18 protein-coding genes are annotated in these 23,589 nt (G+C 39.5%); 9 read left to right on the top strand and 9 right to left on the bottom strand.

Features of this window, described 5'->3' with window-relative positions; all coding sequences use genetic code 11:
• Positions 1-64: 64 nt before the first annotated feature.
• Complete coding sequence (locus tag PR834_RS10555; RefSeq protein ID WP_004905596.1) at positions 65-580, bottom strand: GNAT family N-acetyltransferase; 516 nt, start codon at positions 578-580, stop codon at positions 65-67.
• 236 nt (positions 581-816) lie between these two features.
• The gene (gene rdgC / locus PR834_RS10550; RefSeq protein WP_004905595.1) at positions 817-1,722 is read right to left on the bottom strand and encodes a recombination-associated protein RdgC; all 906 of its coding nucleotides are present in this window, start codon (positions 1,720-1,722) and stop codon (positions 817-819) included.
• 203 nt (positions 1,723-1,925) lie between these two features.
• On the opposite strand from rdgC, the gene mak reads away from it, so the two are divergent.
• Together mak and PR834_RS10540 are read left to right on the top strand one after the other, a co-directional pair.
• Positions 1,926-2,831, top strand: a complete 906-nt coding sequence (mak, locus tag PR834_RS10545; protein ID WP_094961942.1) for a fructokinase — start codon at positions 1,926-1,928, stop codon at positions 2,829-2,831.
• Positions 2,832-3,508: 677 nt separating this feature from the next.
• Positions 3,509-5,458 (top strand): bifunctional 2',3'-cyclic-nucleotide 2'-phosphodiesterase/3'-nucleotidase, encoded by a 1,950-nt coding sequence (locus PR834_RS10540; protein ID WP_004905590.1) that lies wholly within the window; start codon positions 3,509-3,511, stop codon positions 5,456-5,458.
• 166 nt (positions 5,459-5,624) lie between these two features.
• On the opposite strand, the gene PR834_RS10535 is transcribed toward PR834_RS10540, so the two are convergent.
• The 3 genes from PR834_RS10535 to PR834_RS10525 form a co-directional block, all read right to left on the bottom strand.
• Positions 5,625-5,924 (bottom strand): type 1 fimbrial protein, encoded by a 300-nt coding sequence (locus tag PR834_RS10535; protein WP_094961944.1) that lies wholly within the window; start codon positions 5,922-5,924, stop codon positions 5,625-5,627.
• 431 nt (positions 5,925-6,355) lie between these two features.
• Positions 6,356-6,955, bottom strand: coding sequence for a nitroreductase family protein (locus PR834_RS10530; RefSeq protein ID WP_004905586.1), 600 nt, complete (start codon positions 6,953-6,955; stop codon positions 6,356-6,358).
• Between the two features lie 353 nt (positions 6,956-7,308).
• Positions 7,309-8,169, bottom strand: coding sequence for a MetQ/NlpA family ABC transporter substrate-binding protein (locus PR834_RS10525; RefSeq protein WP_136134858.1), 861 nt, complete (start codon positions 8,167-8,169; stop codon positions 7,309-7,311).
• A 240-nt stretch (positions 8,170-8,409) separates the two neighbouring features.
• On the opposite strand from PR834_RS10525, the gene PR834_RS10520 reads away from it, so the two are divergent.
• A complete protein-coding gene (locus tag PR834_RS10520) occupies positions 8,410-9,444 on the top strand; it encodes an isopenicillin N synthase family dioxygenase (RefSeq protein WP_094961945.1) in 1,035 nt (344 codons plus the stop codon).
• A gap of 48 nt (positions 9,445-9,492) precedes the next feature.
• On the top strand, positions 9,493-10,776 hold the full coding sequence (locus tag PR834_RS10515) for a cystathionine gamma-synthase family protein (protein WP_196725269.1): 1,284 nt from the start codon (positions 9,493-9,495) through the stop codon (positions 10,774-10,776).
• A gap of 45 nt (positions 10,777-10,821) precedes the next feature.
• Here PR834_RS10515 and PR834_RS10510 read toward each other — a convergent pair whose 3' ends face one another.
• Together PR834_RS10510 and sbcD are read right to left on the bottom strand one after the other, a co-directional pair.
• A complete protein-coding gene (locus tag PR834_RS10510; protein ID WP_262961125.1) occupies positions 10,822-14,505 on the bottom strand; it encodes an AAA family ATPase in 3,684 nt (1,227 codons plus the stop codon).
• A gap of 1 nt (position 14,506) precedes the next feature.
• Positions 14,507-15,721 (bottom strand): exonuclease subunit SbcD, encoded by a 1,215-nt coding sequence (gene sbcD / locus PR834_RS10505; RefSeq protein ID WP_272536636.1) that lies wholly within the window; start codon positions 15,719-15,721, stop codon positions 14,507-14,509.
• Between the two features lie 250 nt (positions 15,722-15,971).
• On the opposite strand from sbcD, the gene phoB reads away from it, so the two are divergent.
• From phoB to nadS, 5 genes are all read left to right on the top strand, one after another.
• Entirely contained in the window at positions 15,972-16,661 is a 690-nt protein-coding gene (phoB, locus tag PR834_RS10500) for a phosphate regulon transcriptional regulator PhoB (protein ID WP_036958559.1), read from the top strand.
• Between the two features lie 23 nt (positions 16,662-16,684).
• Positions 16,685-17,995 (top strand): phosphate regulon sensor histidine kinase PhoR, encoded by a 1,311-nt coding sequence (gene phoR / locus PR834_RS10495; RefSeq protein ID WP_262961123.1) that lies wholly within the window; start codon positions 16,685-16,687, stop codon positions 17,993-17,995.
• 490 nt (positions 17,996-18,485) lie between these two features.
• Complete coding sequence (gene brnQ, locus PR834_RS10490) at positions 18,486-19,811, top strand: branched-chain amino acid transport system II carrier protein (RefSeq protein WP_004905565.1); 1,326 nt, start codon at positions 18,486-18,488, stop codon at positions 19,809-19,811.
• 161 nt (positions 19,812-19,972) lie between these two features.
• The gene (locus PR834_RS10485) at positions 19,973-20,296 is read left to right on the top strand and encodes a type II toxin-antitoxin system RelE/ParE family toxin (protein ID WP_167732488.1); all 324 of its coding nucleotides are present in this window, start codon (positions 19,973-19,975) and stop codon (positions 20,294-20,296) included.
• Between the two features lie 168 nt (positions 20,297-20,464).
• Positions 20,465-20,767, top strand: coding sequence for a NadS family protein (nadS, locus tag PR834_RS10480; protein ID WP_096864520.1), 303 nt, complete (start codon positions 20,465-20,467; stop codon positions 20,765-20,767).
• 41 nt (positions 20,768-20,808) lie between these two features.
• Here nadS and ggt read toward each other — a convergent pair whose 3' ends face one another.
• The gene (gene ggt, locus PR834_RS10475) at positions 20,809-22,575 is read right to left on the bottom strand and encodes a gamma-glutamyltransferase (protein WP_272536635.1); all 1,767 of its coding nucleotides are present in this window, start codon (positions 22,573-22,575) and stop codon (positions 20,809-20,811) included.
• A 239-nt stretch (positions 22,576-22,814) separates the two neighbouring features.
• Positions 22,815-23,417, bottom strand: a complete 603-nt coding sequence (locus tag PR834_RS10470) for a peroxiredoxin C (RefSeq protein WP_004905550.1) — start codon at positions 23,415-23,417, stop codon at positions 22,815-22,817.
• Positions 23,418-23,589: the final 172 nt, after the last annotated feature.

Below are 23,589 nucleotides of genomic sequence, written 5' to 3'. Positions count from 1 at the left end.
CCACAAACTATTTAGCGTATTGGTCATACTTCGTGCTGTAGCGTTGTTGACTGCACTTATAGGCTTACTCTTCTTGTTCTTGCCAATTAGTAATATCTAGGACCAGCTCGCATTCATCATCCATATAAGCGCCTGTTGGTACAAAACCAAGTTTTTTGTAGAACTCAAATGGGCTTTCTTCCCCTTCACCACAGCTATTATAAAGGCGTGGGTATCCTTTTCTTTTTAAATAATGGATGACTTGAACTAGGGCTTCACGGCCGAATCCCAGCTTTTGGTAGGGTTCAGCAATCATAAAACGCCAAAGCATAATACCGTTATATTCTAATTCATCATCATCTAACCCAGAATGCAGCATGATGAAACCGACAGGGACATCATCGGCGTAAATGCCTCGATACCATGCGCAATCAGAAAACTGGGCTTCCACCATGGAATAGGCATTGTCAGCCACCATATTACGTTGTGCTTCACTAAGCGTATGACTTAGTAAGCAAATTTCAGAAAAATTATCGGCGGTGACTTTTTGTAGGGTAACCAGTGAATTTTCATCTAATTCAGGTTCGATGAGCTCTTTCATAACATTTCCTTCGACAGAATATTGACCATAATCATCAGTGATGGACTATTTTTATTATTGTTGTTGAACATAATTAAATATTAGAAATTTGCGATATGGATATAAATCAATCAACCAGAGATTTCACTACCAGTCAATGACTTAATTGTGGCTATGTAAGCAGGATCTAAAAAGTGATGGCAACTTACTTAAGTGTGAGTTGCCATTGTGAGGGCGATAGAGGGGATAGAAACAAATTAGTGCTCGGCTTCGCCACCTAATACATCAATCAAGCGAGCGATTAATGCACTAAGTTCACCTGTCATTAATACGTAATCAGCATCAAATTTTTGCGCGTAGTCTTCTTTAGCGATGTCGTCATTTTGGTCTTTTAATGTATCGCTAAATTTGAGGCGCTTCAGGGAACCATCATCAGATAACATGAACTGGATACGCTCTTCCCAATCCAAGGCCAGTTTGGTAACGAGTTTACCGGCTTCAATGTGGGTGGCGATTTCATCAGAAATGAGTTCTTGCTTCTTACAGCGGATAATACCACCTTCTTCTAAGATAGCTTTTAGCTCCGCTTCATCCATGACGGCAAAACCTTGTGGTAATGAGCCCGAACGGATCCATTCAGTGAGTGTTAGCTCTATTGGGTCTTTAAAAGTCAGAGGGACGACAGGTAAGGAACCTAAGCTTTTGCGGAGTAAGGCTAAATTGTCTTCAGCGCGTTTTGCACTTGCGGCATCAACAATAATTAATTGATTTACTGTATCAATCCAAATGTAGGTTTTACTGAATTTACTGAATGCACGAGGAAGGAGTGAGTGAACAACTTCATCTTTTAGTGAATCTTTTTCTGTTTTCTTCAGCTTACGGCCTTGGTCAGCTTCCAATTTTTCGATTTTATCCTGCAATTCTTGCTTAATTACAGGAGATGGCAGCATTTTTTCTTCTTTTTTAGCACAGATAAGAATTTGGTTACCCGCTGCATGTGTCAATGCATCACCACCATTCATAGGGGAAACCCAGCCAGTTTGCATCATATCTTGGCTACCACAAGGGTGATAGGCGAGGGCGGCAAGCTGTTTCTCTAAATCATCTGCGGAGAGTGCCAAATCCCGATTCAGGCGATAGACCAATATATTCTTGAACCACATGAAAAACCTACCTTTGTTAATAAATAGCCAGTTAGAGCAGGGGGCTATGATAGCGAATTGTCTGTTATTAAGCGAAAAAAAATGCGCTGTCGTTGAGGGCTGCTATCATTTCATTAGTTAACTATTGATAATACCCCTCAAAGCAAGCCATGATAGCTATAGAAGCCCTGACATAAAAACTTTAAATAGTAGAGAACATCATAATGAGAATAGGTATTGACCTTGGTGGAACCAAAATTGAAGTTATTGCATTAGATGACAGTGGCAATACTTTGTTTCGTAAACGTATTCCAACACCTCGTGGTGATTATGACGCGACACTTAAAGCGATAGCAAGTTTAGTGGCAGATGCAGAAACGGCGACTGGGTTGTCAGGTAGTGTTGGTGTAGGGATCCCTGGAACTTTGTCTCCTGTGACTGGTAAAGTTAAAAATGCCAATTCCACATGGCTTAATGGTAAACAGTTTGATGCCGATTTAAGTCATCTATTAAACCGTGAAGTAAAAATGGCGAATGACGCTAATTGCCTAGCTGTTTCAGAAGCGGTTGATGGTGCAGGAGCGGGTGAGAAGGTCGTGTTTGCTGTTATTATCGGAACCGGTTGTGGTGCAGGAATTGCGATAAATGGGCAAGTGCATTCAGGGGGAAATGGCGTTGCAGGGGAATGGGGGCATAACCCTTTACCATGGCAAGATGAGCAAGATAGGCAGTTTCTAGTATCAGAAAGCTGTTATTGCGGGCTGACGGGCTGCACCGAATTGTTTGTTTCAGGTACAGGGTTTATGGCGGATTATGCAAAAATGTCAGGAAGCCAAAAAACGGGGATGGAAATTGTTGCATTAGCTCAAACAGGTGATAAGCATGCCACCATTGCACTGGAAAATTACCTTAATCGCCTTGCAAAAGCCCTCGGACAAGCCATTAATATGTTAGACCCAGATGTGATAGTGCTAGGGGGCGGAATGAGTAATGTTGATTGCCTCTATGAAGAGCTACCAAAGCGTATTCGTCAGTGGGTGTTTGGTAGGGAGTGTGATACACCGATTCGTAAGGCGGTGCATGGCGATTCGAGTGGGGTTCGCGGAGCTGCTTGGTTGTTTTCGTCCTAATTTACGTTGTCGCGGTGTTGGCTTCATTCGGCTACTCGGGTCACATACTTATGTATGCTCCCCGAGATACCCTCTTTTGCCGCCTTGCCTCAACTCGAATTATTTAGAAAAAATACTTGGTTTCTAATCAAATGAAAGTTCTTTAGGAAAAATACTTAATTTCTAATCAAATGAAAAATATGTATAAAACTAATGATTAAATAATCATCTTTTATTTCTTAAATTAAATTTAGATTAATTGAAAATAATTTGATGGATATATTTATAGAATAAAAAGGATAAGTAAAAATAAAGGTGCTTTCTTGGCTAAATAAAGCACAGAGATTTAAGTTAAATAAGCGTCTTTAATTCTCAGTGATATAAATCACAGTTCTTTTTTCCTACGAAAAATATTCACAATTCCTCAATGGAATAAGTTGAGTTAATTAAGGTGAATTTGTCATCATTAATTCATTTTTGTGAGCTATATAAAAATCAAGCCCAATAAAAAGATGAAAACCGTGATTTAGTCACAAAAAATGGTTACTGTTTGCAGTGTATTATCATTAAAAATTGACGTCATGCACATAGTGTAAAATTTTAACGCTAACTTTGTTGTTTATTTGTTCAATTTTACAGGATAGGTACTCAGATTTGAGAGGCAATTTTCTCTCAATAATGGCAACTAAGGGGATTACATGAATAAAGTATTAAAACTTTCAACACTTGCTATGTTAGTCGCATTTAATGCGAACGCAGCAACAGTTGATTTACGCGTAATGGAAACATCGGATGTTCACAGCAACCTCATTGATTTTGACTATTATAGAGACAAGCCGACAGAGCAATTTGGTTACGTTCGTACCGCGACATTAATTAAAGCCGCTAAACAAGAAGCGACAAACTCAGTATTAGTGGACAACGGAGATTTAATCCAAGGTAGCCCATTAGCAGACTATATAGTAGGTGAAGGTTTAAAAGACGGTGAATCTCACCCTGCACATAAACTTTTAAATACTATGGGGTACACCGTAGGTAACTTCGGTAACCATGAGTTTAACTTTGGATTAGAATTCTTACATAAAGCTATTGATGGCGCAAAATTCCCATACATTAACGCTAATATTATTGATGCGAAAACGGGTAAAAACTACTTTAACCCATACATTATTGTAGATACACCGGTTAAAGATAGAGACGGTAAAACGCACACTATCAAGATTGGTTACATTGGTTTTGTTCCCCCACAAATTCTTATTTGGGATAAACCAAATTTAGAAGGCAAAGTTTTAGTTAATGACATTACTGAAACTGCGAAAAAATTTGTACCACAAATGAAAAAAGAAGGTGCGGATTTAGTTGTTGCTATTCCTCACTCTGGTTTTTCTCAAGAGCCATATAAAGCAATGGCTGAAAACTCAGTTTATTACCTCAGTGAAGTCCCAGGTATCGACGCTATCATGTTTGGCCACTCACACGGCGTGTTCCCTAGCAAAGATTTCAGCGATATCAAAGGTGTTGATATTGCAAAGGGAACAGTTAATGGTGTACCTGCGGTTATGCCAGGACAGTGGGGTGATCATTTAGGTGTGGTTGATTTAGTGGTCAATAATGATGATGGCGCGTGGAAAGTGGTTGATGCAACAGCTCATGCACGCCCTGTCTATGATAAACCAAATAAGAAAGCCTTGGTTGAGCGTGATGGCGACCTAGCAAAAATTATTGAACAAGAACACCAAGATACTCGTAAGTTTGTCGGAAAACATATCGGTAAAGCATCCGAAAATATGTACAGCTACTTAGCATTGGTTCAAAGCGACCCAACTGTACAAATCGTGAATGATGCTCAAATCGATTACACCAAAAACTTTATTCAAGGTGACCCTGACCTCGCAGATTTACCAGTTCTTGCAGCCGCAGCGCCATTTAAAGCGGGTGGACGTAAAAATTCACCGACTGAATTTATTGAAGTCGAAAAAGGTGATTTAACTTTCCGTAATGCTGCTGACTTATATTTATATCCAAATACATTAGTTGTAGTTAAAGCCACAGGTGCGGATGTCGTCGAGTGGTTAGAATGTTCAGCCGGGATGTTCAATCAAATCAACCCACAATCAACAGCACCACAAAGCTTATTGAATTGGAATGGTTTCAGAACTTATAATTTCGATACAATTAGTGGTGTAAATTACCAAATCGACCTGACTCAGCCAGCGAAATACGATGTTGATTGCCAAACAGTCAACAAAGATGCTAACCGAATCAAAAACGTAACCTACCAAGGTAAACCGATTGATCCAAAAGCAACTTTCTTAGTGGCAACGAATAACTACCGTGGCTACGGCGGTAAATTTGCTGGAACAGGTGATAATAATGTTGCATTTGCATCACCGGATGAAAACCGTTCTATTTTAGCGGCTTATATTGCTAAAGAGTCTAAAGATAAAGGACAAATTGCGACTAAAGCGGCTAATAATTGGTCATTCACTCCAATTAAAACAGACAAAAAACTGGATATTCGCTTTGAAACTGCACCAAGTGAAAAAGCAGCAAAATTCATCAAAGAGAATGCGCAGTATCCGATGAAACAAGTCGGTACTGATGATATTGGTTTCGCTATTTATCAAATAGATTTAACCGAGAAGTAATCTGAACACATTGATATCATTCAAGCCTACCTACGGGTGGGCTTTTTAGTGGCTAAATAATGTGTTTAAGAGGTACTTTTTAGAGGGGAAAATAGTGCTCGGAATATTAAGACAATTTTTACATTAAATATTCCGAGCAGTTATGATTAAGGTAAACATTATGGAGCTACTCATAAAAGACATTTAACATAGGTAATTTAGTGTGTTTATCATACTCAACTTTCACATATTCAGATTCTACCTTTTGGCCATTTTTTAAAGAACCAGTTATTGAAACATCTTTACCTTTTCGGTAACACGTAATATTCACTCGCTCTTTATGTTCAACCTTAACTGAACATTGTGGCTCATAGATATAACCTGTAAATGTAATTGTACCTCCTGATGAATTATTACTTGCATAGGTGAAAGAACAACTTGAAATGATTATAGCAACAACAGATGTTAGTAAAGATAAACCTTTCATAGTCCACCCCCCCTTAATAACACTTACACGATGGAACGTGTTTTTGTGCTCTCACTTTTAGTGTAGTTCAAATATCTATAATGCAAAACTAAAAATGAAAATATACTTAGAGTTTAGTAGGGTGATTGGCTAATGAATTGATAAATATCAACTTATGTAGTTGTCAAATTTCGCATGTTCAATTAATAGTCAGACGGTAACACGAGTGTAATAATAATAGTATAATTGTAAATATTTCTTTTTATTTCGATAAACTATTTTGAATAAATATGTTTTATTGAGGGTGCGGATTAATTTAGAATAAGTTATAAGTTAAAACTATGATCATCATTGGTGATGACATTGAATTATTCACCTTGATTATATCAAATAAATAAAATCCTCTCGTAAATATATTACGAGAGGATTATTTAAATTCTTAGTATTCTAGTTTATTTGAAAACTTTGAAACGAACATCGTCGTCCATAAAGTCTTTATCACCAGCGGGTGCATTAATCGAACCAAATACCATTTGAGCGCGTAATATCCAGTTAGCTGGTACATTCCATGTTGTTTGAACGTCATTATCAATCAGTGGATTGTAATGTTGCAAAGATGCACCGATATTTTCTTGTGATAATGCTGTCCAGACTGCAAATTGTGCGATACCACTGGCTTGTTCAGACCAAATTGGGAAATTATCCGCATATAAAGGGAATTGTTCTTGTAAACCTTTTACGATGTTTTCGTCTTCAAAAAACAGAATAGAACCAGCCCCTGCAGCAAAGCTATCAATTTTTTGTTCTGTTGAAGCGAAGGCTTGCTCAGGAACAATTTTACGCAGTGCTTCTTTAGTCATATTCCACAATTTTTTGTGTTCAGCACCAAATAAAATTACCACACGAGACGTTTGCGAGTTAAATGATGATGGTGAATGTTTAACTGCTTCTTTAATTAGTTTCGTGACGTGTTCTTCTGATACTGGTAAAGCATCGCCGAGGTTATAAATAGTACGACGATTTTTAATCATTTCGATAAATGCGTTAGACATTTTAGTCTCCTAGCTTTTCATTAGCGCACGGCATTTTATTGAATAAATCTTAGAAGCCGTAGTGTGTTTCAATGGTTATTACTATAACTTGGCGAATGAAAAATCATAGAAAAAAAATTTAACGATAAGGTTCAAATTTTTGCACTAAGTTAAGTTTTGCTTTTAATTTGTTTAAAATCAATATATTAAATATGTTTCTGGTGTGATTTTATGATGAGAGATGACATTAATAGGCACAAATGAATAATATACATATAAAATAATTGAGCATAGAAAAAGAGAGAATAGATGGGGCATTAAAGAGCCTAGCAAGAGGCGTAATCCTGCTAGGCAAGAATGATAACTAGTTTTACTTAATTGAGTTCACTAACATTTTTGGTTATTTCGATTTTAGTTCCACCAAAATTATCAATGATGTACTTTCTTACCGCTTCAGTGTGGTACAGTTCTGCTAATTTGGCAAATTTAGGGTTATCCTTGTTATCTGTTTTAACAACTAATAAATTGATATTATTAATAATAGTCTCATCATTCTCTTCCCTAAATAACGAGTCAGTTAAAACGTTTAACCCGCCTTCTTGTGCAGCGGTATTACCTATGACTGCAATATCAACATCAGGCAATGCTCTTGGGCCATGAGCATATTTTATTTGCCTAAAAACTAAGTCCTTAGGGTTCGAGACAATATCATTAGTAGACCCTGTGGCTTGGTTAAAATTAGGTTTTAATGCAATTAACCCCGACTTTTCAAGTAATTTAAGTGCACGTATATGGTTGGCGGCATCATTGGGAATGGCAACGATAGATTGCTTAGGTAAATCAGCTAATTTTTTATGTTTTACCGAATATATGCCCATTGGCTCAAAGTAGGTGGTTGAGATCGCCGTTAATTGGTTATTATGATTTTTATTAAAATCTTTTAAAAACCCCCAAGATTGAAATGCATTAACATCAACATCTCCGTCAATGGTAGCGACGTTGAGTGTTATTCCATCGTCAATAATTTTGACATCAATATCGAGGTTGGCTTGTTTAGCTTCCGGTGATTGGGCAATAAATTTCCATATATCCGCATCACTACCGTGGCTGCCAATAATAATTTTTTGTGAAGTTACTTTTTGTGGTGCTGTAATTTCATTGGTGTCTTCTTCTTGGGAGCAAGCCACTAAGGCTGATAACGACAAGGACAATAACACTGCAGGTAGTTTTTTCATTTGATGATCTCTAATTGGTTTTGTTCTCGGTATCTAACCAAATAAAAATAACGCTTTATAAATAATATTTTTTTCGTATTTCTTATTTTCAGTTATATAAGATGTGAACTGTTACAAAAAGTTATATCGATATAGTTTTAAATTATTTTTAGTAATATCAGATGTGGTATTTAATCGAGTGATAAATATATCTTGAATTTTATTCATTATTTAAATAAATATTTTAGAAGGTCGATTAATATGTCTATAACACAATTACCCATTATTGATTTACAAGAACTCGAAAACCCTGAAACACGAGAGAATTTCTACAAAAAATTACGGTTTATTGCTAGAGAAATTGGTTTTTTTTATCTCGTTGGGCACAATATTCCTGTTGGTACACGTGAGCAACTATTAGCCACAACTAAACAATTTTTTGCCTTACCTCAAAGCGAAAAAGAAAGCATTTCGATGGAGCACTCAAAGCATTTTCGTGGGTATACAGCATCCACGGAAGAGAGCACTCGTAGCCAGCCGGATTACCGTGAACAGATTGATATTGGTGAAGAGTTACCTGCATTGCAACTTAATCAAGATGACCCTATCTGGTTTAATTTACACGGGCCAAACCAATGGCCGCAATCTTTACCTGAACTTAAATCTCAGGCACTTGCGTGGCAAAGTGAAATGCGAACCATTGCAGTAAAATTAATTAAAGCGTTTTTAGTTGCACTAGAATTACCTGAAAATAGTTTTGATAAAATTATTGCCGAGCCGGCACAACATTTATTAAAACTTATTCATTACCCGGCAAGAGAAAATAATAATGAAGGAGAGCAAGGCGTTGGCGCACATAAAGATGCGGGGATCTTAACCTTATTATGGCAGGACAATAGTGGAGGCCTACAAGTTGAAACAGATGTAGGCTGGATAGATGTTGAACCTTTGGAAAATGCATTTGTGGTAAATATTGGAGAAGTATTTGAATTAGCCACTAATGGCTATTTACGTGCGAATGTTCATCAAGTTGTTAGGCGTAAAAATAGTCATTCTCGTTATTCTATTGCTTATTTTATTACGCCAAATATTTTTGCAGAAGAAGTCCCATTATTAAATTTACCCCATTATTTAGCGCAACAAGCGTTAGGGCCTGATAGCGATCCATTGAATCCATTATTTACCAACCTCGGAAAAAATGTCATTAAAGGGCGCTTGCGCTCCCATTTAACGGTCACACGTCGCTTTTATCCTAAGGAATATGAGCAAATAATAAGTAATAATAATATTATCTGAGCAGTCGAGTCGTTAGAGATATGATGATAAACCATATTGGAGCTAAAAATGTCAGAACAGAGCTATAAAAAGGACTTACAAGGTAAAGAATTATCTCCAGAAACCTTAATGATGAGTTATGGCTATGACCCTAAGCTTTCAGAAGGGTCAATTAAGCCACCTGTTTTTCTGACATCCACATTTGTATTTAAAACCGCTCAGGAAGGGAAAGATTTTTTTAACTTAGTTAGTGGGCGCACACAAACGAGCGAAAACCATAAACAAGGATTGGTGTATTCACGTTTTAACCACCCAAATAGTGAGATTGTCGAAGACAGACTCGCCCTGTATGAGGGGGCAGAAAGCGCAGCGCTATTTTCTTCTGGTATGTCGGCAATTACAACGTGCTTAATGGCAGTATTGCAACCGGGTGATGTGTTACTCCATTCTCAGCCACTTTATGGTGGAACTGAAACCTTATTTTTAAACACGTTAGCCCGTTTTGGAATAACTTCGGTTCCTTTTCAAAATGGTTATGAGCAAGAATCTATTTTAGACGTTGCTAAACGTATCGAAAAAGGTAAAAAAGTCGCGGCTATCTATATTGAAACGCCGTCTAATCCATTGAATACACTTGTTGATATTGAATTAATTAGCCAAGTGGCAAAGCAGATATCGACGAACCAAAATGGGCAAATTCCATTAGTCATTTGCGATAATACGTTGCTAGGGCCTGTATTTCAAAAGCCGTTGTCATTAGGCGCAGATTTAAGTGTGTACTCACTAACTAAATATGTGGGAGGGCATTCAGACCTAGTTGCGGGTGCTGTGGTTGGAAGTCAGGAGTTAGTCAAGAAAGTGAAGGCGCAACGTAATGCCATCGGTACACAGCTTGACCCCCATTCTAGCTGGATGTTAGGGCGGTCATTAGAAACATTACAGTTACGTATGGAAAGGGCAAATGAGAGTGCAAAATTATTGGCTGAATATCTCCATCAGCACCCTAAAGTCAGCAAAGTGCATTTTCCTGCTTTTTTTCCGGAAGGGAGTGTGGAACATCAAGTTTATCAAAAACAATGCACTGGTGCAGGCTCAACCTTCTCTATCAATGTGGGGAGTAATGAAGCGGATGCATTTCGTTTTCTAGACAACTTAGCTATCTTTAAATTAGCAGTTAGCCTAGGAGGGACTGAGTCGCTCGCCAGCCATCCGGCGTCCACAACCCATTCAGGTGTTGCTCAAAAGGTCCGGGAACATATTGGTATTAGTGATAATTTAGTGCGCTTATCAATTGGTATTGAAAATGTGAATGACCTTAAATATGCATTGGAACTAGCATTAGAGGCGATTTAATCATCAGGGTGGGGCTTTCCCACCCTGAATAATCACAAAATTGCGTTAACTGATGCGGTATTGTGCGGGAAGTTCGCTAAAACCAAGTCCATTGCCTTTTTTCACTGCAATTTGTACGGGGATGCGCTCTTTCATTGCTTCCACATGGCTAATTACGCCAATAGTTTTGCCGGATGCATTCAAACTTTCTAATGCATCTAGGGCAATATCTAACGTTTCTGCATCTAAAGTCCCAAAACCTTCGTCTAAAAAGAGCGATTCCAATTGTGTACGGTGACTCACCATATCGGATAGCGCTAGGGCCAATGCTAAACTCACTAAAAAGCTTTCCCCGCCAGAAAGCGTTTTAATGCCTCTAATGCTATCTGCTTGCCAGCCATCAATAACTTGTAACTCAAGGTTTGCTTGGTGGCTACGCTGTAATAAATAACGGCCATGAAGTTTTTCAAGTTGTTGATTGGCTAAAGAAACTAAACAATCCAAAGTTAGGCCTTGTGCATAACGTCGGAATTTATCCCCTTCAGCGGAGCCGATAAGTAAACTGAGATAGCTCCAATCGTCATAACTTAATTGGCTTTTCTCTATTTCTTGCAGTAAATCTTGTTGCTGATGGCGCAGTTGCTTATCTGCACTGAGTTGGTTAATTATCTGGCCTTGCTTTTGGTTTATTTGCTTAATTTCTTCATCAAGTTGAGTGACTACTGTTTGTAATTGCGTTTCAGTAAGCGCCGAAAAATCAGCAATACGCTGTTGATTCAGTGCTTCAATCGCCTGTAGCCCCTCTTTATAACGTGTTTCACACTGTATGCGGGCTTGGCTTATGCGCTGTTTTAGCTCTTCTAATTGTTGCTTTTCTTCGTGGCTTATTAACGCATCAAGAAAGGCTTGTTGATGGCTAAATGGGCTATCTGTAAGTGATTGAGAGAACAGGGTATTGGCTTGTTTTTGTGCCAGTTTTGTTTTTTCACTGGCGTCAATGAGCTCTTGATAGCTTCCATTCATTGAGGCGATGGCTTTATCAATCTCATTGAGTTGTTTACTTAATTGTTCCTGAGTTTGGAAAAGCATGGTTTGTTTATCATTCAATTTCTGAATGAATTGGCTGATAGCTAAACCAGAAAGCAGTGTTTTCCGTTGCGCTATTTTTTGCTCTAAACCTAACTCAATTTGTTTAAGTCGATTTTCTTCTTGTTCAATTTGTTGAGTGAGAATACGGAGTTGTGCTGACTCAACTTTTAATGTGGCATTATTGACTTCAATTTGTTGGCTAAGTGTTTGCGCCGCCATTTTTTGGTTATTAAAGCGCTCACTTCGCTGAGTAACTTCGCGAAACCATTCATCAAACTTATCTTTATCTGGCGCGCTTAAGTTAAATGGATCTAGGGTGGATTGCCATTGCTCTATTTGTATCTGTTTACGCTGTTGGAGCTGATTATGTTCTTTTTGGAGCTCATCAAGTTGTTGCGTTTGGTTTTTTAAACGCTCTTCGACTAATAACAGTTCTGATTGCAGCTGTGTAAAGCTAGCTTGTTGTTCATGTAAATGATGTTTGGCTTGCTGATATTCACGTTCTAGAGCCGCCATATCCGCCACTATTCTCTGTTGCGTAGCTAATTGATCCGTTAATTGATTAACTAAGAGGGTGACGGCTTGCTCATTTTGGGCTAACTCAGGAGTGAGTGCTTGCTCACATGTCTTTTGCCACTGTTGGTTAAAAGCATCGAATTGTTCATTGGTTTGCTGTTGTTGCTGTAAGTTTTCGTTCTGACGTTGTTTTTGTGTGTGAAGTTGTGATTCTAACTGAGCTTGTTGCTGTTTTAATTGGTCGAGTTTATCTGTTAGTTCAATGAGTTGTTGCTGCGTTTCACTGAGATGGATTGATTGATAATCGTTAACTGCAGGGTGCTCTGTTGCACCACATAATGGGCAGGGGTTACCTGCTATGAGTTGCTGGCGCTCATGCTCTAGGCTGACAATTTTTTGTTCTAATTGTAATTTATCATTGGTTAGTTTGACGCGTGGGGCTAACTCATTAATACGTGTCAGGGCAATGCTCAACTCTTTTTGCGTTGCAGTGATACTTTGTGCTAATTCAGCATCTTTTTGAATTTCTTTCTGTTTTTGTGTTTGAGTATTAAGGCATTGAGATAATATTAGGGGTAATAACTTGGCATGCTGTAATCGAGCTTGTAGCTGTTCAATGTGTTGGTTGATGGTGTTAACATTATGTTTTTCTTGATTTTGTTTGTAGGTTTCTTCTTGTTTTTTGAATGCGTCGGTGCTGCGTTCTAACTCGAGACGTTTTTGGGCTAATTTTTCAGTTTGCAGCTGTTGTTGCCGCTGTAACTGTGCGACGCCATTTGAAAGTATTTGTTGTTTATTGTGTAAACTTGCCAGTTTGTCGGCTAATTCGAAAATAAAATGACCTTGTTGTTGCCAACTACCTATTTGGGAACTCAGTTCAGCGTCTTTTGGGTGCGCTTCTAGGAATAGGTTGTGTTTCTTTAACTCAATGTGAGCATTTTGGATCTGACTCTGTGTCTCATTAACTAAGTGTTGTTTTTGCTGAAGAGTTGTGTGTTGTTGTTCAATTTGCTGCGTAATTTCAGACTGTTGCTGTTTCAATTGTGCAATTTGGTTATCCAGAGGCCTGACAGTTTCATCAATCAATTGATGTTGTTGTTTGGCAAAATCAAGGTGTTGTTGATACTCGGATTGTGATTTCAACAACTTCTCTTGCAGTGGGGCACGTTCAGCTTGCTGAGTTTGCAAGCTAAGTTGCAAACGTTGTTGTTTATTCGTGTATTCAGTGAGTTGTAGTTGCTGGCGTTCAACTTCCTGCCACAACGGACGAAGGGATTCTGCCGGAGCGCTGTCCGCCAACCGTTTCAACTGAGGCTGAGCAGCTTGGAACTCAAGCTCGTTTTTTTTAAGCTCATCATCAAGTGATTGCATGCGCTGGGTGAGTTGGTGATATTGTTGCCACCAATTAACCCCTTGTTGGTGGCGAGCCCGCTGTTGCTTGGTTTGAGTCTCTTGTTCAAGTAAATGGCTTTGTTGTGCCAATAACTCTTGATGCTCTGCTTCAGTGAGTAAATTAATGCTTTGTGCTTTCGCTTTTAGCAAATCTAAGTCAATTTTGGCTTGCTTGTGTTGATTAAAAACATAAATTGAAATTTGGCTATAAATTTCAGTGCCTGTAATTTCTTCAAGTAAATCAGCGCGTTCTTTCTCTGAAGCATTTAAAAACGCAGCGAAATCACCTTGAGAAAGTAAAATTGATTTGGTAAAACGCTCATAATCAAGCCCAGTTATTTGCGCTACTAATTCCTTTATCTCTGTAATTTTTACGGTCAATATTTTCCCATCAGTAACCGTTGCAAGTTCCGCCTTAGGCTGTTGTAAATTGCCGTCAGGTTTTCCTCCTGCTCGTCTTTGGCTCCAAAAGGCACGATAAGCTTTGCCTTTGACCTCAAACTCCACCTCCGCAAGGCATTCCCCAGTGTGGCGAGTCATCAGTTCATTTTGTGCGTTAGAAATGGTTTTTAAACGCGGTGTTCGGTGATAAAGCGCGAGGCAAATTGCATCCAATAAAGTGGTTTTTCCTGCACCTGTGGCACCTGTAATGGCAAATAGCCCATTGCTAGCAAATGGCTCTTCAGTGAAATCAATTTTCCATTCACCTCTAAGGGAGTTAATATTTTTTAAACGTAAACTTAAAATCTTCATATTAACTTTCCTTGCTCATTTGTAATGCATCATAAGATTGTTGAAATAGCTGCACTAGGCGCTGTTCACGCTCAGGATCTTCTAATGACTCTTGGGCAAGGCGACGTAAAAAAACGTCTTCTACGGTGAGTTCACTTAATGTTTCATTGGTCAAGGTTTGGTTTTGTCCCTGTATTTGCTTGCGTGCACGGCGTAGTATCACGACGTCGACAGGGAGCTCTTGTGTCAATGCTTCAATACGTTGTTGGATATCGGCGAGGTAATCTTGTGAAGCGACTTCAATGTCAAGCCAAACTGGTTTATCACCTTGGTAATCTTTCCATATATCTAATTGCTGTTCTATTTGGCTTAAGGAACCTTTAATACTTTGTAATGGCTGAATAATGGGGATTTCCAAGGGGGTAATTTGAGTTAATTTACTTCCAGTGAATTCAATAAGGCAGACACTTTTTTGTTGCGCTGTTTCGTCAAAACTTAATGCAATAGGTGAACCGCAGTAGCGAATATTTTCTTGTCCTCCAATCACTTGGGGGCGATGAATATGGCCAAGGGCAATATAGTCAGCAGGGGGAAAGGCCCCAGAAGGAAACGCATCTAACGTACCAATATAAATGTCTCTCACAGAGTCAGTTAAGGCTGCGCCGACAACGGTTAAATGGCCAGTTGCAATAATTGGAATATCCAACCCTAAAGTGGCTCGTTGTTCTAGTGCGAGTTGGTAGCTGGCTTGGTAATGTTCATGAATAGCGCTTTGTAGTGAGCGTTGTTTCTCTTCAATATCTTGCCCTGCGATACTCAGTTGAATATCCCGAGGACGTAAAAAAGGAATGGCACAAACTAAGCCGATAGGTTGCGCTTGTTTATTCACTAATGTAATAACATGCGGCTCACTTCCAGATGTAATGACTTGTGTATTCAAGTAACGAAGTAGAGCGCTTGACTCATTGAGTACAGAAACAGAGTCGTGATTACCGCTTAAAATAACCAGTTGGCAACCTGTTTTTTGTAAGTCGACAATAAATTTGTTGTACAGCTCACGTGCATAGCTCGGTGGTGAACCTGTATCAAATATATCACCTGCAACGATGACGGCATCAACATGGTGTAGTTCTACTTGCTCAACTAGCCAATTTAAGAAATGTTGGTGCTCAGGCGCACGGCTTTTGGTAAAAAAATACTGACCAAGGTGCCAGTCTGAGGTATGAATAATGCGCATGAGTTATCAATTCCTATCATCAATAATGAGCATGAACGTTCGATAATGAGAGTATACCTGATCCATATAATGGGTGAGGGGTGTTTGTGACTTTATTACCATGTTGCGGAAATATTTCACTTAAATGACATTTAACCGTTAAAATAAAGATTAATATGCGTTTTACCCATTGATATTCATAATTCTGTCATAAAAGTGACGCATAATGCTTTCACATTTTAAATGTCTTCTTAATTTTACAGGAACAATCATGGCAAGACGCATTCTAGTTGTTGAAGATGAAGCGCCCATCCGAGAAATGGTTTGTTTTGTATTAGAACAGAATGGTTTTCAGCCTATTGAAGCTGATGATTATGACAGTGCGATTGCACAACTCGTTGACCCGCTACCCGACCTCGTCCTACTGGATTGGATGATCCCAGGGGGCTCCGGTATTCAAGTAATTAAGCATATGAAGCGTGATAGCGCAACACGTGACGTTCCTGTCATGATGTTAACTGCACGAGGAGAAGAAGAAGACCGCGTAAAAGGTTTGGAAGTTGGCGCGGATGACTATCTTATCAAGCCATTTTCACCGAAGGAATTAATTGCTCGGGTAAAGGCAATTTTACGTCGTATTTCACCAATGGCGACGGAAGATATTATTGAAATGAATGGGTTAACATTAGACCCTACCTCTCATCGTGTGACCAGCAATGACATCCCTATTGATATGGGGCCAACTGAATATAAATTACTACATTTCTTCATGACTCACCCTGAACGCGTATATAGTAGAGAACAGCTACTAAATTATGTCTGGGGAGCCAATGTGTATGTTGAGGATAGAACCGTTGACGTGCATATTCGGCGGTTAAGAAAGGCACTAGAGACGGAAGGTCATGATAAAATGGTACAAACTGTACGTGGTACAGGTTATCGTTTTTCTATCCGTTATTAAAACCCACAAAGGGAGAGGCATGCGTGCTTGAACGTTTATCGATTAAGCAGCTGATTTGGGGGCTGTTTTTATTTATCTTACCCGCCCTTATTTTATCGGTTTTTATTGGCCACCTAGCGTGGCTATTAGTGATATCGCTACTTGCTGCACTGATATGGCATGGGTATAACCTGCTCAAGCTTTCTTACTGGTTATGGCTAGATAAAAGTATGTTGCCCCCTGAAGGGCGAGGTGGGTGGGAACCCATTTTTTATGGTATCTACCAGATGCAGCAACGTAATCGAAAACGCCGCCGTGAATTAGGCCAGTTAATTAAACGGTTTCGTAGTGGTGCAGAATCACTACCTGATGCAGTGGTAATGATGACAACCGAAGGGAATATCTTCTGGTGTAATCGCCATGCGCAGGCTTTACTCGGCTTTCGTTGGCCTGAAGATAATGGTCAACATATTTTTAATTTATTACGTTATCCTGATTTTAGCCGTTACTTCACCATCAAACGTTATGACCAAGCGCTGACTATCGAGCTCAATAGTGGTGAAATCGTTGAGTTTCGTATCTTGCCATATACCGAAGGGCAGTTATTGATGGTTGCGCGAGATGTGACAGAAAAACGTCGTTTGGAAAAGGCGCGTAGGGACTTTTTTGCGAATGTGAGCCATGAATTACGGACTCCCCTCACTGTCATTCAAGGTTACCTAGAGGTTATGGATGACCAAGAAAACGTGACTGCGGTCAATAAAAAAGCACTGCATGTTATGCAAGAGCAAACGCACCGCATGGATAACTTAGTTAAGCAGCTTTTGCAGCTATCACGCATCGAAATTGCCCCTCAAATTAACCTTGATGAGCAAGTGAATATCCCTGTCATTCTCAAAATGATTGAGCAAGAAGCGCTTAGTTTAAGCCAAGGGCGTCATCAATTTGAATTTCAAGTTGATGAAAAATTGCGTGTTCATGGTAATGAAGAGCAATTACGTAGTGCAGTGGCGAACTTAGTCTATAACGCGATCAGCCATACGCCTGAAGGCACCAAAATTTGGGTTGATTGGCAGAGAAGCGGGCAAGGGGCGCGTTTTAGTGTGAGAGATAACGGGCAAGGGATACCCGCAGAGCATATCCCTCGTTTAACCGAACGTTTTTATCGAGTAGATAAAGCACGTTCCCGCCAAGGCGGTGGAGGTACTGGCCTTGGGTTAGCTATTGTTAAACATGCATTACAACATCATAGTAGTCAGTTGGTGGTGACGAGCCAGTTAGGCAAAGGGAGTGAGTTTTCATTTACGTTACCAACAGTACTAATTGTTGATGATAAAAAACTTAAAAATGGGTAAATAATTCCACTTTATTAATATGATCAAAATATTAATAAAGTGGATTATTTCTATTCACCAGTTCATATAGGTATTCAATTCAATATTCATATATTTAATGCTGATAATTGTCGTCACGTTAATTATATATTCTGTTAAATAATCAATTATAATCACTAGAAAAAGATGAGTTGTTCATTTTTCGAACAAAGCATATAACGAGTATTGGGATTTTACTGAAAGTAATCACTAGTTCTGAAAATTAGTTTAGTTATTTATTCTTGTTTTTAGGTTTGCTATTGCCTTTTTGCCCTATAAAAGTTCTACTTGTTGTCAGTTATTGGCGAATTTTTCTGTTTTTTGACTTTTCATTTCGTGTGATACAAGCAAATATACTTTTTTATATTGTTAACAGTATGTTTATCAGAATTCTATCTCGCTATATATATTTCAAAGGGTTGCTAAGTGTAAACCCATAATTTTCTATTTTGTCACTTAAAAATAACATAATATGGCTCATCGTTTATCATCAAGAGATATCATCGCATTAGGCTTTATGACTTTTGCGTTATTCGTCGGGGCAGGAAACATTATCTTTCCCCCTATGGTTGGTTTGCAGGCAGGGGAACAAGTTTGGACTGCGGCACTAGGGTTTTTGGTTACTGGTGTGGGTTTACCTGTTTTGACGGTTATTGCGCTGGCTAAAGTGGGTGGGGGTATTGAAGCGCTCAGTACGCCTGTCGGCAAAACTGCAGGGCTACTATTGGCGGTTGTTGCTTATTTGTCGGTAGGGCCTCTATTCGCAACGCCAAGAACGGCAACTGTATCTTATAAAGTCGGTATCGCACCATTATTCGGTGGTGAGTCCGATATGCTATTACTGATCTACAGCGTGGTTTACTTCGTTCTAGTTATTGGTATTTCATTATACCCAGGAAAACTGCTCGATAGCGTTGGGCACATTTTAGCGCCTGTAAAAATGCTAGCTTTGGCTATTTTGGGTATTGCGGCTGTCATGTGGCCTGCGGGTGACCCGATTCCGTCAACAATAGAATATCGTGAGATGGCTTTCTCGAACGGCTTTATCAATGGTTATCTGACAATGGATACCCTCGGTGCGATGGTATTTGGTATCGTTATTGTTAATGCGGCGCGTTCAAGGGGTATCGAAAACTCTTCATTATTAACTCGTTATACTATGTGGGCAGGGTTAATTGCAGGGGTATTATTGACGCTGGTCTATTTGTCATTGTTTAAGCTTGGTGAGAATAGTGGTTCGTTAATTCCAAACCCTGCTGATGGCGCTGACATTTTACATACCTATGTCCAATATACTTTTGGTAATTACGGTAGCTTCTTCCTCGCGGTATTAATATTTGTTGCTTGTATGGTAACTGCCGTGGGCTTAACTTGTGCTTGTGCAGAGTTCTTCAGCCGGTATGTACCGATTTCTTACCGTAAACTGGTATTGATCCTAGGTGTGTTCTCCATGGTGATCTCAAACTTAGGTTTGAGTAAGTTAATCGCCTTCTCATTACCCGTGCTAGTTTCAATTTATCCACCTTGTATTGTATTAATTTTATTAAGCTTTACTTTGAAGTGGTGGAAAAACCCAACGATAGTGATTGCGCCGACAATGTTAGTCAGCTTTGTGGTCGGTTTAATTGGCGCCGTAAAAGCGTCAGATCATCTGAAAGGTTATATTCCTGAATGGATGACTGCAATGCCACTGTATAAGCAAGATTTAGTCTGGGTATTACCAACTGTTGTTGTGATGGTCGTGGCAATTTTATGCGATAAGTTTGTGGCACCCGCTGCGCAGCATAAACAAGTATAGTAATTTCAATTATTGAATCGAAGGGCCGCTAATGTTAGCGGCCTTTTTTTGTGTAACCAGAGCGGTACATAACTCGTTTTGAATGGGGCTAATGATATTTTTTTGTTGAAGTTAGTACGGAGTACTAGTAGATTGGATAGGAAATGCGCAAGGAGGTGCAAATGAATTATTTAGAGTTTGTTGAAACTAGAATTTTTAGTCAGCAACCTAAACTAATTATGGAAGATAATGAATTTCAATTATTTCAGGCCTTCTTATTAGAAAACTATGAGTATGGTGACGTAATAAGCCGCTCTGGAGGATGTAGAAAAATACGTTGGAGAGCCTTAAATAAAGGAAAACGTGGTGGTGTTAGGGTTATCTATTATAACAGAACCATGAGCGGTAGGTTGTATTTGCTTACGATTTATACTAAGAACGCAAAGGAAGATTTGAATGAACAAGAAAAAGCGATTTTACGAGCAATCATTCAAAAGCTTGCTTAATGGTTAAATATACTCGTAATCTTTCAAGTTGCAGCGGTGTTGATTACGCTCAGATAGCCGAGTCACATAGTTTATCTATGCTTTCCGTCTATCTTCCTTTATCACCTAACTGCCGCTCGAATTATTTAAAATATAGAATTGAATGAGTTATGTAATAAGGATAATGGTATGGGAAAAAAGCTTTTTGACGATTTAGTGAGTAGCTTAGAAGAGATGGTTGCTATCGAGAAAGGTGAATTAGTTCCTGCTAGTGAAAATATTCATCGCTTCGAACTACCAGATGTTAAAGCTATTCGTAAACACTCTGGTATGAAACAACAAGAGTTTGCAGAAGCGATAGGTTCTAGTGTTGATTTGGTCCGTAGCTGGGAACAACAACGTCGGTTTCCATCAGGAATGGCCCTCAAATTGTTGTATCTTTTAGAAAAGAAACCAAGCCTGATTAATGAGTTGAGGGCCATTCATATTTAATCCAACCCCATCAGTGAAGGGGGTGGATCCTTCGACAGCGATTAATCAACCCCAACTGCACTGCCTGCTGGGCGCCTTACGTCATTCGAGCCATAGATAAAGCCTTCGCGTACTTTTCCTGAAACAGCGGAATCATTACCCGAAGATTTGGCACTAACACCAGCACCTTCAGGGATCGCGACCATAATCAACTCGGCAGCTCCCCATGGCGTTTGCTCAACCATCTGGTAACCCATTTTATCGAGGAGCGCTAAGGTGTCTTTAGAAACCCCTCTTTGCTCATAATAAACCTCATCAGGGAGCCATTGGTGATGAATACGTGGCGCATTAACGGCTTCTTGCGGTGGCATACCATGGTCGATAATATTTAAAGCGGTTTGCAGCGTAATTGAAATAATCCGTGAGCCTCCCGGTGAACCGAGAACTAAAAATACCTTGCCATCTTTCGTCACGATAGTCGGGCTCATGGATGATAATGGGCGTTTACCCGGTGCAATAGAGTTGCGTTCCCCTTGTACTAAGCCATATAAATTCTTCTCGCCGACTTTCGTGGTGAAATCATCCATTTCATCGTTTAAGAAGAACCCTGTCCCCGGAGGGATAACAACAGAGCCGAATCGGCCATTAATCGTATAAGTCGTTGAAACCGCATTTCCTTTTTCATCTACTACAGAGTAATGTGTTGTCTCTGGTTTTTCGTGTGGCCCTATTCCCGGTTGAACTTGGGTTGATGGCGTTGCTTGGTTGGGTTTGATTTCTTTGCGTAACTCTTCTGCATAAGCTTTACTGAGTAATTTTTCGGTTGGATTATCGACAAATTCAGGGTCACCAAGGAAGGTGTTTCTATCCATATAAGCATGGCGCATCGCTTCTGTAAGAGTATGAATATAGTCTGCAGAGTTAAAGCCCATTTCTTTGAGGTCATACCCTTCTAAAATATTAAGCGTTTGGCAGATAGTTACCCCGCCTGAACTAGGTGGTGGAGCAGAGATAAATTGATACCCTCTATAGGTACAACTGACAGGCGCTGTATCTGTAATTGTAAAATCCGCAAAATCTTTTGCTGTTAAGATACCACCATTTTTTTTCGATGCTTCTTCAACAATTTTGGGGATTTCTCCTTCATAAAAGGCAGATGGGCCATTTTTGGCAATTTTTTCTAGTGTGTTAGCTAAATCGGTTTGGACTAATAAGTCGCCTGGTTGGAAGGCACTGCCATCTGGTTTTAAGAAGATACGAGCCACTTCAGGGTCTTGTTTAAAACGTTCTGTCGTGGTGTCGAGAACATCGGTATTTGCACGGGTTAGAGTAAAGCCTTCTCTGGCTAATTTTATGGCAGGAGCCATCACCTGTTGGCGGCTCATTGTCCCGTATTTTTCTAAGGCATAGTCTAGGCCTTTAACGGTACCGGGTACACCTGACGCAAGATAGCCATAGAGGCTGGCATCTTTAATCAATTTACCGTCTTTATCTAAATACATATCTGCGCTAGCGGCAGCAGGGGCAGTTTCTCGAAAGTTAATGAATAAGTCTTTCCCATCGGCTAGGTGAATAGTCATAAAGCCGCCGCCGCCAATATTACCGCAGCAAGGGTTAACCACGGCTTGTGCATACCCTACCGCAACAGCTGCATCAATGGCATTACCGCCTGATTTTAGAATATCAGCCCCAATTTGTGATGCTAAATGTTGGGAAGAAACGACCATGCCTTTTTTCGCTTCAACCGCAGGTTCGGAGGCGGCATATAGTTGACTGGAAACAAGTAAGGAAAGAAGTAGAACCGCAGGGCGTAATGATGTTTTTATCATTCGTATCTCCCAGTTAAGGTTAGGTGAGGTGTTCTATCGCACAAATATTCAATATGAATAATTTGTTAATTATTTGTGCTTTTAATGTATAGCACACAATAATACAAAACATTGAGTATTTGAGTTAAGAATTGTTAACTGAGTGGAATAATTGCTAGTAGGAAGAGAAAAGATAGACTAGGTTCACAAAAAGTAAAAAGCGGGCTTGATGCCCGCTTTTCTAAAACTCGCGTAACGAATTACAGTTTTGCAGAGTTTTTAGTCAGGTAGTCAGCAACGCCTTTTGGAGAAGCATTCATACCTTCTTGGCCTTTTTCCCACTGAGCTGGGCAAACATCACCGTGCTCTTCGTGGAATTGCAGCGCGTCAACCATACGCAGCATTTCGTCAATGTTACGGCCTAATGGCAGGTCATTAACGACTTGGTGACGGACAACGCCGTTTTTGTCAACGAGGAAAGAACCACGCAGTGCAACGCCTGCATCTGGGTGTTCAATACCGTAAGCTTTGATGATTTCGCGTTTGATATCAGCAACCATTGGGTATTTAACTTCACCAATACCGCCGTTATCTACTGGTGTTTTACGCCATGCGTTATGAACAAACTCAGAGTCAAAAGAAACACCTACAACTTCTACGCCACGTTTTTTGAATTCTTCGTAGCGGTGGTCGAATGCGATCAGCTCTGAAGGACAAACGAAAGTAAAGTCCATTGGCCAGAAAAAGATCACAGCTGGACGGCCGTTCAGGTGGGTTTTCAGGTTGAAGTTATCAACGATTTCACCATTACCTAAAACAGCTGCAGCAGTAAAGTCAGGGGCTTGACGTGTTACCAGAACCATAATTTACTCCTATGAGTTTGAATTAAAGTTTTTTGTCCTGTCTATTTAATCACTGATAAATAGTGTGGACATAGACTGCCAAAAGAATAGAAAAATATCTTTTGATAATAAAGACATTTAAACCGATTATTGTGATAGGTTTTGGCTATCAATCATACTGGTTTATTAAATT

Origin of the sequence: Providencia sp. PROV182, from assembly GCF_028480325.1 — a bacterium.
Classification (GTDB): domain Bacteria; phylum Pseudomonadota; class Gammaproteobacteria; order Enterobacterales; family Enterobacteriaceae; genus Providencia; species Providencia hangzhouensis.
Note: the sequence above shows the minus strand (reverse complement) of the source record. Positions and strands in the feature narration are given on the sequence as shown.

What these genes read in the sequence shown, in the direction of transcription:
- PR834_RS10470 (WP_004905550.1), bottom strand. Translation starts at nt 23,417, where the DNA reads ATGGTTCTGGTAACACGTCAAGCCCCTGACTTTACTGCTGCAGCTGTT.
- sbcD (WP_272536636.1), bottom strand. Translation starts at nt 15,721, where the DNA reads ATGCGCATTATTCATACCTCAGACTGGCACCTTGGTCAGTATTTTTTT.
- PR834_RS10520 (WP_094961945.1), top strand. Translation starts at nt 8,410, where the DNA reads ATGTCTATAACACAATTACCCATTATTGATTTACAAGAACTCGAAAAC.
- brnQ (WP_004905565.1), top strand. Translation starts at nt 18,486, where the DNA reads ATGGCTCATCGTTTATCATCAAGAGATATCATCGCATTAGGCTTTATG.
- rdgC (WP_004905595.1), bottom strand. Translation starts at nt 1,722, where the DNA reads ATGTGGTTCAAGAATATATTGGTCTATCGCCTGAATCGGGATTTGGCA.
- mak (WP_094961942.1), top strand. Translation starts at nt 1,926, where the DNA reads ATGAGAATAGGTATTGACCTTGGTGGAACCAAAATTGAAGTTATTGCA.
- PR834_RS10510 (WP_262961125.1), bottom strand. Translation starts at nt 14,505, where the DNA reads ATGAAGATTTTAAGTTTACGTTTAAAAAATATTAACTCCCTTAGAGGT.
- phoB (WP_036958559.1), top strand. Translation starts at nt 15,972, where the DNA reads ATGGCAAGACGCATTCTAGTTGTTGAAGATGAAGCGCCCATCCGAGAA.
- PR834_RS10530 (WP_004905586.1), bottom strand. Translation starts at nt 6,955, where the DNA reads ATGTCTAACGCATTTATCGAAATGATTAAAAATCGTCGTACTATTTAT.
- PR834_RS10515 (WP_196725269.1), top strand. Translation starts at nt 9,493, where the DNA reads ATGTCAGAACAGAGCTATAAAAAGGACTTACAAGGTAAAGAATTATCT.
- nadS (WP_096864520.1), top strand. Translation starts at nt 20,465, where the DNA reads ATGGGAAAAAAGCTTTTTGACGATTTAGTGAGTAGCTTAGAAGAGATG.
- PR834_RS10485 (WP_167732488.1), top strand. Translation starts at nt 19,973, where the DNA reads ATGAATTATTTAGAGTTTGTTGAAACTAGAATTTTTAGTCAGCAACCT.
- PR834_RS10555 (WP_004905596.1), bottom strand. Translation starts at nt 580, where the DNA reads ATGAAAGAGCTCATCGAACCTGAATTAGATGAAAATTCACTGGTTACC.
- PR834_RS10535 (WP_094961944.1), bottom strand. Translation starts at nt 5,924, where the DNA reads ATGAAAGGTTTATCTTTACTAACATCTGTTGTTGCTATAATCATTTCA.
- ggt (WP_272536635.1), bottom strand. Translation starts at nt 22,575, where the DNA reads ATGATAAAAACATCATTACGCCCTGCGGTTCTACTTCTTTCCTTACTT.
- PR834_RS10540 (WP_004905590.1), top strand. Translation starts at nt 3,509, where the DNA reads ATGAATAAAGTATTAAAACTTTCAACACTTGCTATGTTAGTCGCATTT.
- PR834_RS10525 (WP_136134858.1), bottom strand. Translation starts at nt 8,169, where the DNA reads ATGAAAAAACTACCTGCAGTGTTATTGTCCTTGTCGTTATCAGCCTTA.